The sequence below is a fragment of the Exiguobacterium artemiae 255-15 genome (assembly GCF_000019905.1).
In the GTDB taxonomy this organism is placed as follows: Bacteria; Bacillota; Bacilli; order Exiguobacteriales; family Exiguobacteriaceae; genus Exiguobacterium_A; species Exiguobacterium_A artemiae.
The window spans coordinates 1,827,556-1,844,044 of record NC_010556.1 but is presented as its reverse complement, the minus strand read 5'-3'; the positions used below and the strand labels follow the sequence as shown (position 1 = coordinate 1,844,044).

The following is a 16,489-nucleotide window of genomic DNA, read 5'->3' as shown; positions in this document are numbered from 1 at the left end:
AATAGGATGTTTCATGCAACGACGATTTTTGCGATTCAACATAACGGTCAATCTGCCATGAGCGGAGATGGACAAGTGACTTTCGGTAATCAGGTCATCATGAAGAAAAGTGCAAAAAAAGTCCGGCGTCTCTATGGTGGAAAAGTGATTGCAGGATTTGCCGGAAGTGTAGCTGATGCGTTTACGCTATTCGAAAAGTTTGAAGCAAAACTTGAGATGTACAACGGGAACCTGCAACGGGCAGCCGTGGAATTAGCAAAGGAATGGCGCGGCGATAAAATGTTACGCCAACTTGAAGCCTTGTTGCTTGTCATGGACGGAACACATTTACTGCTTGTTTCCGGTAACGGAGAAGTAATCGAACCGGATGACGGTATTTTAGCCATCGGTTCAGGCGGCAACTATGCTCTCGCGGCGGGTCGTGCACTTGCTCGGCATGCCGGACATATGACGGCTGAGCAAATCGCCCGTGCAGCTCTTGAAACAGCGGGAGAGTTATGTGTATTCACAAATGATCAAATCATTTTAGAGACGATTGGGGGAAGTGCAGATGCATGAATTTACACCGAGACAAATCGTGGAAAAACTAAATGAACATGTCATTGGTCAGGCGGATGCAAAACGAGCCGTCGCGATTGCACTTCGAAATCGTTACCGCCGGCAACTGCTCGATCCGAGCCTGCGTGATGAAGTGACACCAAAGAATATCCTGATGATCGGACCGACGGGTGTCGGGAAAACAGAAATTGCCCGTCGACTTGCTAAACTGGTCCGCGCACCATTCGTTAAAATTGAAGCGACGAAGTTTACAGAAGTCGGTTATGTCGGTCGGGACGTTGAATCAATGGTCCGTGATCTAGTCGAAGCTTCACTCCGCCTCGTCAAGGATGAGAAAAAGGAAGCTTTAAAAGAACGGGCTGAAGCGGTCGCGAATGAACGGATTGTGGATGCACTTGTCGGTAAAAAAGCGTCGACAGGTCTCGGTGGAGGAAATCCGTTCGAGATGTTATTCGGTGGCACCCAAAAACCGCCTGAACAAGAAACTGCGAATGACACCGCCGATCGCTCTGTCATTCGACAACAGCTGTTCCAAGGTCAACTAGAAGACCGCATGATTGATGTGGACATTGAAGAACGTCAAATGGATTTGTTCTCCGGACAACAAGGTATGGAAGGTCTTGCGAATCTGCAGGATATGCTCGGACAAGTCATGCCGAAAAAAACAAAAAAACGTCAGCTGAGCGTTAAAGAGGCACGTCCGATTTTGACAGCAGAAGAAGCAGAACGTTTACTCGATTTAAATGAAGTCCATGATGAAGCCGTTCGTCGTGCAGAACAGATGGGTATCATCTTCGTTGATGAAATCGATAAGATTGCCACGAAGGGACAAGACAGCGCCGGTGTATCGCGCGAAGGTGTCCAGCGTGATATCCTTCCAATCGTCGAAGGTTCGACTGTCGTAACGAAGTACGGTCCTGTGAAGACCGATCATATGTTATTCATTGCAGCCGGGGCTTTCCACATGGCAAAACCATCCGATCTGATTCCGGAGTTACAAGGACGTTTCCCGATTCGGGTCGAACTCGACAGTCTGACGGAAGATGACTTCGTCAAAATTTTGACAGAACCAAACCAAGCATTGCTCAAGCAATATAAAGCTTTACTTGGGGCAGAGCAAGTCCATGTCACATTTACGGAAGACGCGATTCGTCAAATTGCACGGATTGCGGCACAAGTAAATGATGAAACAGATAATATCGGTGCTCGCCGTTTATATACCATCATGGAACGTGTATTAGAAGAATTATCGTTTGAAGCGGCAGAGATGCCGGAGACAGACGTCACCATCACACCTCAATATGTCATGGACCGCGTCGGAAAAGTAGCAGATGATCGTGACTTAAGTCAGTTCATCTTATAAGTGGAGGAAGAAAATCATGAATTTACTGGCAAAAACACGAAAGCTCAACACGATGTTACAACAAGAAGCAAGCACACATGTCGACTTTAAGGTCATGGCAGATCGGTTAAGCGAAGTCATGGAATCAAATACCTTTATCGTCAGCCGTCGTGGAAAGTTGTTAGGGATTGCAATTAAACAACAAATCGAGAATGCACGGATTCGTGGATTCCTCGAAGAGCGCCAGTTCCCGGAAGATTACACCAAAAAATTATTTAACGTCACGGAAACGACTGCGAACATCGCGATTGACAGTGAGCACACAGCGTTCCCGATCGATAACCGTGATATGTTTGAAACTTCAAAAACGACAATCGTTCCAATTATCGGTGGCGGGGAGCGCCTTGGAACACTTGTCCTTGGCCGGATGCTCGAAGACTTTAATGAAGAAGACTTAGTCCTTGCTGAATACGGAGCAACCGTCGTCGGAATGGAAATCTTACGCGAGAAAGCCCATGAAGCGGAAGATAAGGCGCGGAAAAAAGCCGTCGTCCAAATGGCGATCAATTCCTTATCTTATTCGGAGCTTGAAGCGATTGAACATATCTTTGAGGAATTGGACGGAAACGAAGGGTTACTCGTCGCCTCTAAAATTGCCGATCGTGTCGGTATTACTCGTTCCGTCATCGTCAACGCCCTGCGTAAGCTTGAAAGCGCCGGTGTCATCGAGTCCCGTTCACTTGGGATGAAGGGGACGTATATCAAAATTTTAAACGATAATTTCCTTTATGAGTTAGAGCGTATTAAATCGAACTAAAAAAAGGAAAAGCTAGAATTTTAAAGAAGACCTAGTAATGTACTAGGTCTTCTTTTTTTTATAGGTATTATTTATCATTTTTATAAGAAAAGGGTTTAAAAAGCGAAAAATTAACATCTCATTCCCCTCTTTTTCAAAAAACTTCTTTTCAAACATTGACCTATTTGTTTCAATTATTTCAGATATGTTACTAACCGCTTACGGTATAATACTAAGTTTTACGAGATAAATAGGGGTGGAGGTTGAATGATGAACTGGCTTGGTTCAGATTATGCAACAATGACACAGGCCGTCGATCGGACGGTGGCAGCGCAGAAAGTAATTTCAACAAACATTGCAAATGTCGATACGCCTGGATATAAAGCAAAACGTGTCGTGTTCAGCGATGTGTTGGACTCCGAAATGAAGATGAGTCTAAAACGACACGCGACAATCGGCACTTCAGGAAGTATCGTTGAACAATCGTCTGCTATGCGTAACGATGGCAACGGGGTCGATATTGACCTCGAAATGTCTGAATTATCACGCAATCAAATTGAGTATGAAGCACTGGTCGAACAATTGAATCGGAAATTTTCCGGCATTCAATCTGTCATCCGGGGAGGACGTTAAACCATGAGTATGTTTTCAGGTTTTCATACATCTGCAACAGGACTGACGGCACAGCGGCTGCGACTTGATACCGTCTCTGCCAATATCGCCAATGCCCAGACGACACGCGGTGAGCTGGTTAACGGAGAGTGGCAACCTTACGCCCGTAAATTGGCGGTCTTAAAAGAGACCGGTTCCGGCGTGACAGTCAGTGAGATTCGAAAAGATCAGGAACCGTTTAAGCTGGAATACAATCCGAATCATCCTGATGCGGATGAACTCGGATACGTTAAAATGCCAAACGTGGATTTATTGAAGGAAATGGTTGATATGATGGGGGCGACGCGTTCTTACGAAGCCAACGTCACGGCATTGAATGCAACAAAAGCAATGTTAGTCAAAGCGATGGAAATCGGCAAGTAATGAAGGAGATGACACGATGGCGATTCAACCGATTCAAAGCATGCAGATGGTCTTACCGTCTCAATCTGTTGCCAAAACGACACCAAGTGATTTCAGTGAAGTACTCAGCCAGGCCATGAATGGTCTGAATGACGCACAACAAGCTTCATCGCAGGCAAGGGTGGATCTTGCGACTGGAAAAACGACGGACTTACATAACATCATGATCAAAACAGAAGAAGCATCGCTTTCTATGCAACTCGCTATCGAAGTCCGAAATAAAGGCATCGAAGCATACCAAGAAATGATGCGTATGCAACTGTGATTGTTAAGGAAAGCGTGGGAGATGTTTGATGAATGAAGGACTGAAAACGCGCTTTGGCGCATTAAAAACAACATGGCAGGAATGGTCGCTCGTCAAAAAGGCAACAATCATCGGAATCATCTTATTTTTAATCGCTGCGATCATTGTTGCAGCGATTTGGCTAAGTAAACCGACGATGACACCGCTGTACTCGAAGTTGTCTCCCCAAGAGGCAGGTCAAGTGACGGAGAAATTAAATGAAGACGGTGTAAAGTCTGAAGTCGTCAGTGGAACAGATGGTGTAACGATTCTTGTACCAGAAGAAAGTGCCGAAAACTTAAAAGTTGAATTGGCGACAGCCGGAATACCAAAATCAGGACAAATCGATTATTCCTTCTTTAGTGAAAACGCCGGTTTTGGAACAACGGATAAGGAAATGAATATTCTCGAGCGGGACACGATGCAGACGGAGTTAGAAAACCTGATTACACAAGTCAATGGAATCGATGCAGCAAAAGTTATGATTACATTACCGGAAAAGAGTGTCTTCTTGTCAGATAAAGAAGAGACGTCAACTGTCTCAGTCGTTTTGACATCGAGCGCCGGCAGTGACTTGAATCAGCAGACAGTTCAAGGGTTGTATCATCTGATTGCGAAAAGTATCCCGAATTTAAAAGAAGAAAATATTACCATCATGGATCAGTACTTTACGTATTATGAACCGGGCAAGGGAGCACAGACTGCGGGCGGAACGGATCCGATGCAGCTGAAGAAAACGACAGAAAAAGATTTGCGTCAACAAATTCAGCAAATGTTGTCGGTTGTTCTTGGTCCGCAAAAAGCATTGGTTTCTGTTACGGCAGACGTCGATGTCACGCAACGTCAAGAAGAACAAAAACTGGTCGAACCGGTTGATCCCGATAAAATCGAGGGAATTGTTACATCGGCAGAAAAAGTTGCCGAAGCATACACCGGTGCTGCCAACGAAGGAACTGCAGGAACGGGTGAAAATGAGACAATCAATTTCCCGCAAGGTACAGGAACAACAGGTGATACCAGTGAAAAGACACACGATATCATCAATTATGAAGTCAACCGGATCACCAAACAGATTACCGGTGCTCCTTATGAAATCCGTGACTTAGGAATTCAAGTCATCGTCGAGCCACCTAAAGGACAAAATCAGATTGATCCGCAACTTCAAACTGATCTGCAGACGATGATGTATTCAATCATCCGGACTTCATTGACGAAGACCGATGCGAAAACGACCTTGACTGATGCAGAACTTGCGAATAAAGTCGTCGTCATGTCAAGACCGTTTGCCGAGACACCAAAACAGACAGTCACAACGGAAACAACACCGATGTGGGTCTGGTTTGCATTAGGTGCCGCAGCACTCGTTGTAATCGGGGCGATCTTCCTCTTGATGCGTAGAAGAAAAACAGCTGAAATTGAGGAACTGGAAGAATGGACACCAATCGAGACAGAAGTTCCTGAACTGTCGACAGAGGACACAAGTGACGGAGCAGTTAAACGGAAACAGCTTGAGAAGCTTGCCGCATCCAATCCGGATGAATTTGCGAAGTTGTTACGCACCTGGTTAGCGGAGGATTGATGAAATGAAGAAGTTAGAGATGAGTAGTCGGGAAAAAGCCGCTATTTTAATGATTTCGCTTGGACCGGAAGTCGCGGCCAGCGTATATAAACATTTATCCGAAGAAGAAATGGAATGGCTGACATTACAGATTTCGAGCATGAAGCGGATTGATCCGGAGGAAAAGCTCGAAGTATTGGAAGAGTTCCATGAACTCGCGACAGCACAAAACTATATTACGCAAGGTGGTATCGGATTCGCTAAATCGGTCTTGGAAAAAGCATTAGGGGAAGAGAAAGCAATGGAACTCATCTATCGTTTGACATCGACACTTCAAGTCAGACCGTTTGAGTTTGCCCGGAAAGCAGATCCAAAACAATTGCTGAACTTCATTCAAAATGAGCATCCGCAGACGATTGCGTTAGTCTTGGCCCATCTGGACCCGGTTAAATCAGGACAGATTTTATCAGAACTGCCGGCAGAGTCCCAGTCCGATGTCGCGAGACGGATTGCGACGATGGACCGGATGAATCCGGAAATCATCAGTGAAGTCGAACAGATTCTTGAACGTAATCTGTCTCAAGCGGGAATGCAGGATTATGCTCAATCAGGCGGAATCGAAGCTGTGGTTCAAGTCTTGAACGGTGTCGACCGGACGACGGAACGAACGATTCTCGATACGCTCGAAATTCAGGATCCAGAGTTGGCGGAAGAAATCAAGAAGCGGATGTTTGTCTTTGAGGATATCGTTACGCTTGACGCCCGGGCCATCCAACGGATTATCCGCGAAGTTTCGAATGAAGACTTGTTACTATCACTTAAAGTCTCATCAGAAGACGTCAAGGAAATGGTATACCGGAACATGTCCCAACGAATGGTCGAATCATTCAAAGAGGATATGGAGTTCATGGGGCCTGTCCGGTTACGGGACGTCGAAGAAGCACAAAGCCGGATTGTCGGCATTATCCGCCGCCTAGAAGATATGGGTGAAATCGTAGTCGCCCGTGGTGGAGGAGATGATATCGTTGTCTAATGTCATTAAACGTCAAGTCGTCTTCGACCGGACGCAACGAACGATTTTTCATCAGACGGAAACCGAACCAGTGATCGAAACCGAACCGCTTGTTTCTTATGAAGAAATGATGCGGGAAGGTCAAGCTCAGCTTAACCAACAGCAACTGTTGATTGAACAGCAGGAACAAACGCGTCAGGCTGCGTTGGAGCAAGAGCGGATCCGTGTTCTGGAAGAAGCGAGACAACAAGGGTACGAAGCAGGTTTTCAGGCGGGACAACAGGCCGGACGAATCCAATTTGAACAACGGATTGAGGAGACGAACCAATTTTCGAACCGGCTCGAACAGATGTATGCAGAACGCATCATCCTGATGGAAGATGAAATGTGTGCACTTGCCCTGCAATTGACACATCAGTTTTTGGAGCAGCTTCACGACACAGATGAAGAAGCCCTTTATCAGACCATTCAGCAGTTGATTCTTCAGTTCAGAGACCGCGAAAAATTAATCGTCTACACTTCAGCCGAAGACTTTGAACGGGTTGTCCTGTTGGATGAACGGTTACAGACGATTCTAGGCGGAAGCGCAACCATCAGTTTACGGATTGATCCGGAACTGGCGGCACGTGACTTCCGGATTGACTCGGAGAACGGTGCCATCACAGGCGGACTTTCAATCGGATATCAAAGATTGATGGAACAACTTAACGAGGTGGTACGTGATGTATAAGCTCAAGCAACTCCAAGCCGCAATACGAGATGTTCGCCGGGAAGAGCTGGTCGAGCATTCCGGTAAAGTCGTTCAAGTCATCGGGTTGATGATTGAATCACGTGGTCCGACAGCTGTCGCCATCGGAGAACGGTGCTTGATCCGGATTCATCGTGGTGACGAAATCGAGGCAGAGGTCGTCGGTTTTCGGGAAGGACACGTCTTACTGATGCCATATGGTGAAACAACGGCCATTGCACCGGGGTCGATCGTCATTGCGACCGGCAAACCGCTTCATGTTCCGGTCGGAGATGATCTGATCGGAACTGTCCTCGACGGTCTCGGACGTTCCTTGGACGGGAAGTCACTGGCGCATTTACGGACGACTTCGATTGTCCGGAAACCGCCAAGTCCACTCGATCGTCCGCGGATAGATGAGGTGTTATCGACAGGAATCCGTGCCATCGACGGTTTATTGACCGTCGGACAAGGTCAACGGGTCGGCTTATTTGCAGGATCCGGTGTCGGTAAATCGACTTTACTCGGTATGATTGCCAAACGATCAATGGCTGATATCAATGTCATTGCCTTGATTGGTGAGCGGGGCCGTGAAGTGAAAGAGTTTATTGAGGCAGAGTTGGGTGAGGAAGGGATGAGCCGTTCGATCATCGTCGTAGCGACAAGTGATCAGCCGCCGCTCGTCCGACTCAAAGGGGCGTACACGGCGACGGCCATTGCTGAATATTTTCGGGATCAAGGGAAAAATGTCGTACTGATGATGGATTCCGTCACACGGTTTGCCATGGCCCAGCGTGAAATTGGTCTTGCGACCGGCGAACCGCCTGCTTCAAAGGGGTATACGCCCAGTGTATTCGCCTTACTTCCGCAACTGTTGGAACGAAGCGGGAAAACGACAGAAGGTTCCATCACGGCATTTTATACCGTCTTAGTGGATGGGGATGACATGAATGAACCGATTGCAGATGCTGTCCGCGGGATTCTCGATGGTCACTTTGTTCTTGACCGGAATCTGGCCAACAAAGGACAATATCCGGCGATTCATATCTTACGTTCCATCAGTCGGGTCATGAATCAAATTACCTCGACCGAACATAAGGATAGTGCCATTACGTTCAGACAGTTATTGTCCACTTATCTTGATGCGGAAGATTTGATCAATATCGGTGCATACAAAAGCGGTACGAATCCAGACATTGACCGGGCCGTTGAAAAATATCCTGAATTGATTGGGTTTTTGAAACAACGGGTCGAAGAAAAAAGTCATTTCGAAGACGGGATGAGTCGTCTGATTTCGACAATCCGTTAAGGGAGGTTCACGAATGAAAACCATATATGAACGCATCATTCCTTTAGCGGAAGCGGAGAAGGATCGTGTTTCGAAACATACTGCCGAAAAAAAGAAGCAATACGAAGTCGAGGTCGAGAAGCTGTATCATTTGCTCGTTCGTTATGAGGCCTTCTTGAAAGCACAAAACGAAACCGGTACGGTTGAACTGTTAGCGTCCCAATACCGGGAGCGGGCACGAGATGTCGTCAAACAACAGATTGAACGCCAACAATTGTATGTTACCCAGGCGAAAAATCAGTATGAGCGGGCTCAAATCGATCTAAAAGAGGCGCTGATTGAAGAAAAGAAATTTACACGATTGCAATCAAATCAATTAGAAGAAAATCGGCGGACACTCGCTTTGGTGGAACAGAACCAAATGGATGAATTAGCATTATTGCAGTTTGGAAGAAGGCGAACGACATGAGTGAGAACAAGTCATCAAAACAATGGATTTTGCCCTTATTAATCATCCCGTTGTTATTGTTATTATTTACAGCCTATCTCGTATTAAATTACGCTAATGGGCGCCCGATTTTTTCATTACCTTTCGCTTCGGAAGAAGTGACGGATTCCAAAGTAACGTCTTCAAAAAATTCAGAGATCGAACAACGCTTGAAATTAGCCAATGCTGAAATCAAAAAGCTGCGGGCGAAGACAACGGATCAGGCAGAACTCATCCAAGCAAAAGAACAGGAAGTCGTACGGTTGATTGCGGAACGGGATCGGTTGAAAAACACGCCGGCTACACCGGCAACTGCAGATAAACCGGCTCCAAAAAAAACGGCTGATGTGACGGATGTGTATGCAGAAATGACACCAAAAGATGCGGCTAATATCTTTAACGAATTGAGTCCGACGGAAGTCGTCACGATCATTAAAGAAATTGATGCCGAGCAACAAGCGGCGATCATGGCAAAGATGGATCCTAAAAAAGCAGCGGCATTGACACAATTATTGGCAGTCCAATAAGGGGTGAGTAAACAAGATGAACTTGACGGATGTACAGCAAACACAAACGGCTAAACCGCTTACGAAGTTTAACGGGAAAGAGCTGCCGGCAAGCGGAGTCGGGAATTTTGCTTCATTGCTTCAATATTTAGTACAACCTTCAGTTGAGACCGGACAGAACACTCCACTCGATCCACAAACGATGCCGGCGGATGAGACAACGGATCTTGAAGTCAAACCGTTGGTGGAGCAATTGACGGCACAGCCGGAAAAAGTATTGCAACTTCTGGAACAACCCGATGTGGAAAAAATGACCCATGATTCGAAAAAAGCGATGGAACTGCTTCATTTCATCAAGACGATTCAAGACGGACAACCAGGGCAAGCACTGGAGTTATTCGAACAATTCCCTGCTTCGATCCAACAAGTTTTGACAGCCGCTATGTCGACTGTCGTCGGGACAACTAAAGAACAGGTAAAAGCAAATGAATTGCCGGTTGGAATGAATACGCCGGTCATACACAAAATGGATCCTTCAGGAACTATCCTGCCGTCTCCAATCCTGGCATTGCCGACAGTAACCGCCGTACCGGTGAATAATCCGATGTTGACCGAAGCGGCAGTCGTTAAAAAGGAAATCGTCGTACCTTCGTCGTCGAACCGCCTTGTTTCTTCTGAATCACCGGCATCGATCCTAAAGACTGCCGGCTTGACTAAAAAGGGGGTTGAACCTATACCGGTCGTTGCCGATCCGGAAGGGAAGGAACAACCAGCACCACTGACCGGATTGAAGCTTGAACGAATGACCAGTGCCGGACCCACGATTGTTCGTCCGCCAGTCATGCATTCGAGTGTCGACGAACAACTCACGTCACGCATTGAAGCAGCGATGAAACAAGCACCTTTTTTGAAAGGGGCCGACGGTTCAACAAGGATGTCAATCCGGTTGTATCCGGAACAATTGGGTGAAGTCGTCATTCAGTTGGACAAAAAAGACGGATTACTGACGGTGAAGCTTTTTGCGGCGACGGAACAAGCGAAACAACTGCTCGATCAGCAACTCGGAAAGTTACATACGTCCTTGCAACCGCAAGCACCACTCGTGAAGGTCGAAACCGGAATGTTAGCAGCGAGCGTCAAAGACTTTGAACAAGGTTTACCGCAAGAACGACGGGAACGTCAGCAGGAAGAACCCACGCCGTACGAGGAAGAATTAGAGGAGGATGAGGATGACTGATTCCATCAAAAATGATGCATCGTCCTACCAGTTACCGGATAAAACGAAAGTACCGTCCAGTAATTCGATGGATAAAGACATGTTCATGAAAATTCTGATCGCCCAATTATCCAATCAAGATCCGACGGCACCGATGGAAGACAAGGAGTTCATTTCTCAAATGGCTCAGTTTTCTTCGCTTGAACAGATGCAATCCATCGGTAAAGGAATCGAGACGATGATGTTAAACCAACATGCTGCCGCTTTGATGAATTACAGTAATCTGATTGGAAATAAGGTCAGCTATGAGAGTGAAACCGTCACAAAAGATGCGACAGGAGCCGATGTGACATCAACTGTCAAAGAGACGGCCAACGTCCTCAGTGTCAAACGCGACGGAGTCGATATCCTCGCTGAATTATCGAACGGAAAAAGTGTCAGTGTCTATGACCTGACAGAGATCAAACCAAAGGAGGAAAAATAATGTTACGTTCAATGTATTCAGGAATCAGTGGGTTAAAGAACTTCCAAACAAAATTAGACGTTGTCGGGAATAACATCGCCAACGTCAATACGTTTGGGTACAAAAAAGGCCGTGTCACGTTTAAAGATCTTGTCAGTCAATCTGTCGGTTCGGCATCAGGCAATGGCGGTGGCGTCGGCGGGGCAAACCCGAAACAGGTCGGACTTGGAGCGTCGATGGCAACCGTTGACAGTGTTTCAAACCAGGGAGCTTTACAAAATACAGGCCGTACATTGGATGTGGCCATCTCAGGTGAAGGATTCTTCCAAATTCAAACAGCTGACGGTATCCGTTATGCTCGGTCAGGAAACTTTTACACGGATCTTGACGGGAATTTAGTAACAGGAGACGGGAACTATGTCATCGGATCAGACAATGCGGGACCATTAGGTCAACCGACGATTCCGCTCGGTGGGGGCTACAAGACGATCAATATCCCGGCTAATGCACAAAATTTATCGATTGGAAAAGACGGTCTCGTTACGTATGTCGATCCGGCAGGGACGCTTCAACAGGCAGGATATATCTCATTGGCAAATTTCCCGAACCCAGGTGGTCTTGAAAAGTCCGGTTCGAATATGTACTCGATTTCTCAAAACTCGGGTCAGCCGACATCCGCAACACCAAGCACAAATGGTCTTGGACAATTAACATCCGGAACACTTGAAATGTCGAACGTCGACTTATCGGAAGAGTTTACGGAAATGATCATCGCGCAACGCGGATTTCAGGCGAATACCCGGATCATTACGACATCCGATCAGATTTTAGAAGAACTCGTTAACCTGAAACGATGATTACCTTAACGACATTACGTGAAACGCCGCTCGTCTTAAATGCAATTTTGATTGAAGCGGTCCGGTCGACACCTGATACGACGATCCAGTTGGTCGGGGGACAGACTTATGTCGTTAAAGAAACGTTAGAAGAGGTAAAAGACGCCACAATCGATTTTTACCGACAAGTCGGTTTAACGGGCTTGAACAGTGCTAGGAGGCTCGAAGATGGCAGAAGAAAAGAAGAAGAGTAAGTTGAAATTACCGCTCATCATGATTGTCGTCGCCATCATGATGGTGGGCGCCGGTTATATGCTTTCGAAATATTTATTGACGAGTGATCCGACTGAAGCGAAAGTCGAACAGCCGACAGGCGCGGAACTCGAAGAGCGAAGCTTTCAAACAGATGATTTGACGACGAACATTGCAGACGAACGATTCTTAAATGTTCAGTTTACAATCGTCACGGATGATGCAGCGACGCGGGAAGAACTTGAGTTACGCAAGTTTCAAATCAACAATATCATCTTAGGGGATTTAGCTTCGATGAAAAAACAAGATTTAGATTCTAAACAAGACATGGCGAAACTCGAAGAAAAATTACGGGGGCAATTTAAAAAGCTTCTGCAAGAAGGCGATGTTCAACGTGTCTACACGACGAAAAAAATCATCCAGTGAGGTGGCCGCATGAGCGAAGTATTATCACAACATGAAATTGACGCCCTGCTATCAGCCATTTCAAGCGGAGATATGGAAGTCGAGGAAATACGCAGTCAAGAAGAAGAACGTCGTGTGAAAGTGTATGACTTTAAACGGGCGTTACGATTCTCAAAAGACCAGATGCGAAACTTAACGCGAATTCATGAACAGTTCGCCCGAGTCTTGACGACCCATTTCTCAGCACAGCTCAGAACATATGTCCAGTTTACGGTCAATACGGTCGAGCAACTGCCATATGATGAATTCATTCATTCCATTCCGAATATGACACTGATCAATCTGGTGAACCTTCATCCGTTAGACGGACGAGTGATCTTCGAAGTGAATCCGAACATTGCTTATGCGATGCTCGATCGGTTACTCGGTGGACCGGGGGAAGGCATGAATAAGATTGAGAACTTGACGGAAATCGAAACCCGGATCTTGACGCAGTTATTCAAACGAGCTTTTGTTCAATACGGGGCAGCGTGGGAATCGATTGCCGAAATCGAAGCCGAGTATGACGATTTGGAAATCAATCCACAATTTCTTCAACTTGTCTCACCGAATGAAACGGTCATTCTCGTCTCGATCTACGTGACGGTCGGAGAAGTGAGCGGAACGCTTAACGTCTGTCTGCCGTTCGTGACACTCGAACCAATCATTCCGAAACTATCGAGTCACTTTTGGATGCAACAAGAAAAACGAAAGTCAGCCGATAACCAAGAGTCAGAACATATGCAAACACAGTTGATGGGATCCATCGTCGATTTGAAAGCAGTGCTCGGCCAGACGGAACTTTCGTTTGGAGAATTGTTACACCTCGAGGTAGGCGATTGCCTGTCCCTCCAGACACGTACATCCGATCCGGTTGAATTGTTCGTCGATGATCGGAAAATGTTCAAAGCGCGGCCTGGTCTGAACGGGAAGCATCTCGCTTTACAAGTCTTACAACGAATTGAGGAGGAATAACATGAGCGATATGCTTTCGCAAGATGAAATCGATGCCTTATTACGGGGAACCCCATCGGCTGAAGAACCAGCCGATACCCATTTAACGGATGATTTACATCAATTGGATGAGATGGAGATTGATGCACTTGGAGAAGTCGGGAACATCTCGTTAGGGAATTCCGCGACAGCCCTTTCTGCATTGTTGAATCAAAAAGTCGAAATCACAACACCACACGTCCGGATGATTACGATGGAAGAACTGCGGAGCCGTTATCCGATTCCACACGTCGCCCTTCGTGTCGGATATACAGAAGGATTCAAGGGAGAAAACGTGTTGATTTTGACACAACGGGATGCGTCCGTCATTGCGAACCTGATGATGGGCGGCGACGGTGTCGTGGACGAGAGTCTCGAGATGGAACCGATTGCGTTATCTGCCGTTCAGGAAGCAATGAATCAGATGATGGGCGCAGCGGCGACTTCGATGTCGACCGTCTTCTCGATGCGGATTGATATCTCGCCTCCTGCAGTCGAAATCTTTGATTTCTCACAAGAAAAAACAATTGTTGATAGCTTCTCACTATGGGAGAGCATGGTCATCATCGAATTTGATTTGAAAATCGGGACGTTGATCGACTCGAAAATCGTACAGTTGGCACCACTTGATTTTTCTAAACAATTGATTCAGAAATTATTCAGTGCCAGTACGACAACGACTGAATCAGCGCCAATAGCTCCAACCAGTTCACAAGAACCGGTCCGGGAACAGCCGACCGCTCCTCAACAGCAACCGGAACCCCGGTATGAAGCACCGCCGGAACAGAAAAAAGAGCCGGTAGGCGTCAGTCCTGTCCAATTCGGTCAGTTTTCGGAAGTACAACAAGAGGGGCCACCGGGCAACATCGGGATGCTTTACGATGTACCGCTGAATGTGACGGTCGAGCTGGGGCGGACACGCCGATCTGTCCGGGATATTTTAGAACTGACACAAGGCTCGATCATTGAACTGGATAAATTAGCAGGAGAACCCGTTGATGTGTTCGTCAATAACACGTTGATTGCAACGGGAGAAGTCGTTGTCATCGAAGAAAATTTTGGTGTCCGGATTACAGAGATCGTCAATACAAAAGAACGTCTTCGGATGTTCTAAGGAGGAAATAGGATGAGTGCAAAAGTTTTGATTGTAGATGATGCAGCTTTCATGCGAATGATGATTAAGGAAATTTTATCGAAGAACGGCTATGACGTCGTCGGAGAAGCAGAAAACGGTCGGGAAGCCGTTTCGAAATATAAAGAGTTAACGCCGGATCTCGTTACACTAGATATCACGATGCCGGAAATGGACGGAATTTCCGCTTTAAAAGAAATTAAAGCGTTTAACCCGGCCGCTAAAGTCATCATGTGTTCTGCCATGGGTCAACAATCGATGGTCATCGATGCGATCCAAGCTGGAGCAAAAGACTTCATCGTTAAACCGTTCCAGGCTGACCGCGTACTCGAAGCTGTTTCGAAAACCATTTCATCATGAGAAGACTGACCTGTTTGACCTGTCTTCTCCTGTTCCTGCTGACGCATCAGGTCGGTGCCGAAACAGTGGAAGAGAAGCTCAACCCATCTAAGAACAATGAACCTACAACACAACAGGTCGACGGGTCATCGACAGTCGTCACGGTCGTAAAGATTGTCGTGACGCTCGCAGTTTTGATTGGCGGATTTCTGTTAGCCGTCCGTTTCATCAATGAGCGGACAAAAGGAGTCCGTCAATCGAGCCGCCTGTCTCATCTCGGAGGTGTCCCGCTTGGCAAAGATCGTTCCGTTCAGCTTGTAAGAGTTCACGGTAAGATTTACGTTGTCGGTGTCGGTCAGAACGTTGAACTGCTGGATACGATTGAGGAAGACGACGACTGGTCGGCAATGGATACATCCGACAGCCCATCACATACGTCAAACACGTCTCCGTTTCTGGAATCCTTTAAGCAACAGCTTGATCAGTTCCAGAAGAAACGAGGACGATCATGACGACGATTGAAAATTTGATTTCCTTGGATACGCCGTCCGGGACGGCGACTTCCGTTAAACTGTTGGTTTTACTTACGCTTTTATCATTAGCACCATCCCTGCTGATTCTGATGACCTGCTTCACACGCGTCATCGTCGTCTTGTCCTTTGTGCGGTCGGCACTGGGAACGCAACAAACACCGCCGAACCAACTGCTCGTCGGATTGGCATTATTCATCACATTGTTCGTCATGGCGCCTGTCCTGACCGAATTGAACACGACGGCGTTACAACCGTACATGGATGAAAAAATCAGTCAGGATGAAGCCTTCGATCAAGCGGGCGGAACAATGAAACGTTTCATGTCCCAGTACACGCGGAGCAATGATTTAGAACTATTCCTGAAGTACGGCAATTATGAAAAGCCGGAGAAGGTGGAAGATATTCCGCTCGTCGCTTTAGTACCGGCTTACGCCATCAGTGAGTTAAAGACGGCATTTCAAATCGGATTCATGATTTTCATCCCGTTCCTCGTTATCGATATGGTTGTCTCGAGTGTCTTGATGTCGATGGGGATGATGATGTTGCCGCCGGTCATGATTGCCTTACCGTTTAAATTATTATTGTTTATTTTAGTGGATGGTTGGCATTTGATTGTCGAATCACTGCTCGTCAGCATGCGATAGGGAGGG

At 46.6% G+C, this 16,489-nt stretch carries 22 protein-coding genes; all 22 read left to right on the top strand.

Features of this window, described 5'->3' with window-relative positions; translation table 11 throughout:
- Window positions 1-6: 6 nt before the first annotated feature.
- The 22 genes from hslV to fliP all read left to right on the top strand — a co-directional run bounded on the left by hslV (window position 7) and on the right by fliP (window position 16,483).
- Window positions 7-558, top strand: coding sequence for an ATP-dependent protease subunit HslV (gene hslV, locus EXIG_RS09675; RefSeq protein WP_012370755.1), 552 nt, complete (start codon window positions 7-9; stop codon window positions 556-558).
- Entirely contained in the window at window positions 551-1,921 is a 1,371-nt protein-coding gene (gene hslU, locus EXIG_RS09670) for an ATP-dependent protease ATPase subunit HslU (RefSeq protein ID WP_012370754.1), read from the top strand. The genes hslV and hslU overlap by 8 nt, the downstream gene beginning before the upstream one ends.
- Window positions 1,922-1,937: 16 nt before the next feature.
- The gene (gene codY, locus EXIG_RS09665) at window positions 1,938-2,717 is read left to right on the top strand and encodes a GTP-sensing pleiotropic transcriptional regulator CodY (RefSeq protein ID WP_012370753.1); all 780 of its coding nucleotides are present in this window, start codon (window positions 1,938-1,940) and stop codon (window positions 2,715-2,717) included.
- Window positions 2,718-2,963: 246 nt separating this feature from the next.
- Window positions 2,964-3,329 (top strand): flagellar basal body rod protein FlgB, encoded by a 366-nt coding sequence (gene flgB, locus EXIG_RS09660; protein WP_234944526.1) that lies wholly within the window; start codon window positions 2,964-2,966, stop codon window positions 3,327-3,329.
- Between the two features lie 3 nt (window positions 3,330-3,332).
- Window positions 3,333-3,731, top strand: coding sequence for a flagellar basal body rod protein FlgC (gene flgC, locus EXIG_RS09655; RefSeq protein WP_012370751.1), 399 nt, complete (start codon window positions 3,333-3,335; stop codon window positions 3,729-3,731).
- Window positions 3,732-3,747: 16 nt separating this feature from the next.
- The gene (fliE, locus tag EXIG_RS09650) at window positions 3,748-4,035 is read left to right on the top strand and encodes a flagellar hook-basal body complex protein FliE (protein ID WP_012370750.1); all 288 of its coding nucleotides are present in this window, start codon (window positions 3,748-3,750) and stop codon (window positions 4,033-4,035) included.
- A gap of 28 nt (window positions 4,036-4,063) precedes the next feature.
- Window positions 4,064-5,632 (top strand): flagellar basal-body MS-ring/collar protein FliF, encoded by a 1,569-nt coding sequence (gene fliF / locus EXIG_RS09645; RefSeq protein ID WP_012370749.1) that lies wholly within the window; start codon window positions 4,064-4,066, stop codon window positions 5,630-5,632.
- A 4-nt stretch (window positions 5,633-5,636) separates the two neighbouring features.
- The gene (gene fliG / locus EXIG_RS09640) at window positions 5,637-6,644 is read left to right on the top strand and encodes a flagellar motor switch protein FliG (RefSeq protein WP_012370748.1); all 1,008 of its coding nucleotides are present in this window, start codon (window positions 5,637-5,639) and stop codon (window positions 6,642-6,644) included.
- The gene (locus tag EXIG_RS09635) at window positions 6,628-7,353 is read left to right on the top strand and encodes a FliH/SctL family protein (RefSeq protein ID WP_012370747.1); all 726 of its coding nucleotides are present in this window, start codon (window positions 6,628-6,630) and stop codon (window positions 7,351-7,353) included. The genes fliG and EXIG_RS09635 overlap by 17 nt, the downstream gene beginning before the upstream one ends.
- Window positions 7,346-8,659 carry a flagellar protein export ATPase FliI gene (fliI, locus tag EXIG_RS09630; protein ID WP_012370746.1) on the top strand — a complete coding sequence of 438 codons (1,314 nt, stop codon included), beginning with the start codon at window positions 7,346-7,348 and terminating at the stop codon, window positions 8,657-8,659. The genes EXIG_RS09635 and fliI overlap by 8 nt, the downstream gene beginning before the upstream one ends.
- A 13-nt stretch (window positions 8,660-8,672) precedes the next feature.
- Window positions 8,673-9,107, top strand: a complete 435-nt coding sequence (locus EXIG_RS09625) for a flagellar export protein FliJ (RefSeq protein WP_012370745.1) — start codon at window positions 8,673-8,675, stop codon at window positions 9,105-9,107.
- Window positions 9,104-9,652 carry a MotE family protein gene (locus EXIG_RS09620; protein WP_012370744.1) on the top strand — a complete coding sequence of 183 codons (549 nt, stop codon included), beginning with the start codon at window positions 9,104-9,106 and terminating at the stop codon, window positions 9,650-9,652. The genes EXIG_RS09625 and EXIG_RS09620 overlap by 4 nt, the downstream gene beginning before the upstream one ends.
- A 16-nt stretch (window positions 9,653-9,668) precedes the next feature.
- Complete coding sequence (locus EXIG_RS09615; RefSeq protein ID WP_012370743.1) at window positions 9,669-10,868, top strand: flagellar hook-length control protein FliK; 1,200 nt, start codon at window positions 9,669-9,671, stop codon at window positions 10,866-10,868.
- Window positions 10,861-11,331, top strand: a complete 471-nt coding sequence (locus EXIG_RS09610; RefSeq protein WP_012370742.1) for a flagellar hook capping FlgD N-terminal domain-containing protein — start codon at window positions 10,861-10,863, stop codon at window positions 11,329-11,331. Before EXIG_RS09615 ends, EXIG_RS09610 begins: the two co-directional genes overlap by 8 nt.
- Entirely contained in the window at window positions 11,331-12,167 is an 837-nt protein-coding gene (flgG, locus tag EXIG_RS09605; RefSeq protein ID WP_012370741.1) for a flagellar basal body rod protein FlgG, read from the top strand. The genes EXIG_RS09610 and flgG overlap by 1 nt, the downstream gene beginning before the upstream one ends.
- Window positions 12,164-12,400, top strand: a complete 237-nt coding sequence (locus tag EXIG_RS09600) for a flagellar FlbD family protein (protein WP_012370740.1) — start codon at window positions 12,164-12,166, stop codon at window positions 12,398-12,400. Before flgG ends, EXIG_RS09600 begins: the two co-directional genes overlap by 4 nt.
- A complete protein-coding gene (locus EXIG_RS09595; protein WP_012370739.1) occupies window positions 12,375-12,824 on the top strand; it encodes a flagellar basal body-associated FliL family protein in 450 nt (149 codons plus the stop codon). Before EXIG_RS09600 ends, EXIG_RS09595 begins: the two co-directional genes overlap by 26 nt.
- 9 nt (window positions 12,825-12,833) lie before the next feature.
- Entirely contained in the window at window positions 12,834-13,817 is a 984-nt protein-coding gene (gene fliM / locus EXIG_RS09590; protein ID WP_012370738.1) for a flagellar motor switch protein FliM, read from the top strand.
- Window position 13,818: 1 nt separating this feature from the next.
- Window positions 13,819-14,949: a flagellar motor switch phosphatase FliY gene (gene fliY / locus EXIG_RS09585; protein WP_012370737.1), complete on the top strand. Its 1,131-nt coding sequence runs from the start codon at window positions 13,819-13,821 to the stop codon at window positions 14,947-14,949.
- A 12-nt stretch (window positions 14,950-14,961) separates the two neighbouring features.
- Window positions 14,962-15,327 carry a response regulator gene (locus EXIG_RS09580; RefSeq protein WP_012370736.1) on the top strand — a complete coding sequence of 122 codons (366 nt, stop codon included), beginning with the start codon at window positions 14,962-14,964 and terminating at the stop codon, window positions 15,325-15,327.
- A gap of 14 nt (window positions 15,328-15,341) precedes the next feature.
- The gene (locus tag EXIG_RS09575) at window positions 15,342-15,818 is read left to right on the top strand and encodes a flagellar biosynthetic protein FliO (RefSeq protein ID WP_234944525.1); all 477 of its coding nucleotides are present in this window, start codon (window positions 15,342-15,344) and stop codon (window positions 15,816-15,818) included.
- Window positions 15,815-16,483 carry a flagellar type III secretion system pore protein FliP gene (gene fliP / locus EXIG_RS09570; protein WP_012370734.1) on the top strand — a complete coding sequence of 223 codons (669 nt, stop codon included), beginning with the start codon at window positions 15,815-15,817 and terminating at the stop codon, window positions 16,481-16,483. The genes EXIG_RS09575 and fliP overlap by 4 nt, the downstream gene beginning before the upstream one ends.
- Window positions 16,484-16,489 lie beyond the last annotated feature (6 nt).

What these genes read in the sequence shown, in the direction of transcription:
- hslV (WP_012370755.1), top strand. Translation starts at nt 7, where the DNA reads ATGTTTCATGCAACGACGATTTTTGCGATTCAACATAACGGTCAATCT.
- hslU (WP_012370754.1), top strand. Translation starts at nt 551, where the DNA reads ATGCATGAATTTACACCGAGACAAATCGTGGAAAAACTAAATGAACAT.
- codY (WP_012370753.1), top strand. Translation starts at nt 1,938, where the DNA reads ATGAATTTACTGGCAAAAACACGAAAGCTCAACACGATGTTACAACAA.
- flgB (WP_234944526.1), top strand. Translation starts at nt 2,964, where the DNA reads ATGATGAACTGGCTTGGTTCAGATTATGCAACAATGACACAGGCCGTC.
- flgC (WP_012370751.1), top strand. Translation starts at nt 3,333, where the DNA reads ATGAGTATGTTTTCAGGTTTTCATACATCTGCAACAGGACTGACGGCA.
- fliE (WP_012370750.1), top strand. Translation starts at nt 3,748, where the DNA reads ATGGCGATTCAACCGATTCAAAGCATGCAGATGGTCTTACCGTCTCAA.
- fliF (WP_012370749.1), top strand. Translation starts at nt 4,064, where the DNA reads ATGAATGAAGGACTGAAAACGCGCTTTGGCGCATTAAAAACAACATGG.
- fliG (WP_012370748.1), top strand. Translation starts at nt 5,637, where the DNA reads ATGAAGAAGTTAGAGATGAGTAGTCGGGAAAAAGCCGCTATTTTAATG.
- EXIG_RS09635 (WP_012370747.1), top strand. Translation starts at nt 6,628, where the DNA reads ATGATATCGTTGTCTAATGTCATTAAACGTCAAGTCGTCTTCGACCGG.
- fliI (WP_012370746.1), top strand. Translation starts at nt 7,346, where the DNA reads ATGTATAAGCTCAAGCAACTCCAAGCCGCAATACGAGATGTTCGCCGG.
- EXIG_RS09625 (WP_012370745.1), top strand. Translation starts at nt 8,673, where the DNA reads ATGAAAACCATATATGAACGCATCATTCCTTTAGCGGAAGCGGAGAAG.
- EXIG_RS09620 (WP_012370744.1), top strand. Translation starts at nt 9,104, where the DNA reads ATGAGTGAGAACAAGTCATCAAAACAATGGATTTTGCCCTTATTAATC.
- EXIG_RS09615 (WP_012370743.1), top strand. Translation starts at nt 9,669, where the DNA reads ATGAACTTGACGGATGTACAGCAAACACAAACGGCTAAACCGCTTACG.
- EXIG_RS09610 (WP_012370742.1), top strand. Translation starts at nt 10,861, where the DNA reads ATGACTGATTCCATCAAAAATGATGCATCGTCCTACCAGTTACCGGAT.
- flgG (WP_012370741.1), top strand. Translation starts at nt 11,331, where the DNA reads ATGTTACGTTCAATGTATTCAGGAATCAGTGGGTTAAAGAACTTCCAA.
- EXIG_RS09600 (WP_012370740.1), top strand. Translation starts at nt 12,164, where the DNA reads ATGATTACCTTAACGACATTACGTGAAACGCCGCTCGTCTTAAATGCA.
- EXIG_RS09595 (WP_012370739.1), top strand. Translation starts at nt 12,375, where the DNA reads ATGGCAGAAGAAAAGAAGAAGAGTAAGTTGAAATTACCGCTCATCATG.
- fliM (WP_012370738.1), top strand. Translation starts at nt 12,834, where the DNA reads ATGAGCGAAGTATTATCACAACATGAAATTGACGCCCTGCTATCAGCC.
- fliY (WP_012370737.1), top strand. Translation starts at nt 13,819, where the DNA reads ATGAGCGATATGCTTTCGCAAGATGAAATCGATGCCTTATTACGGGGA.
- EXIG_RS09580 (WP_012370736.1), top strand. Translation starts at nt 14,962, where the DNA reads ATGAGTGCAAAAGTTTTGATTGTAGATGATGCAGCTTTCATGCGAATG.
- fliP (WP_012370734.1), top strand. Translation starts at nt 15,815, where the DNA reads ATGACGACGATTGAAAATTTGATTTCCTTGGATACGCCGTCCGGGACG.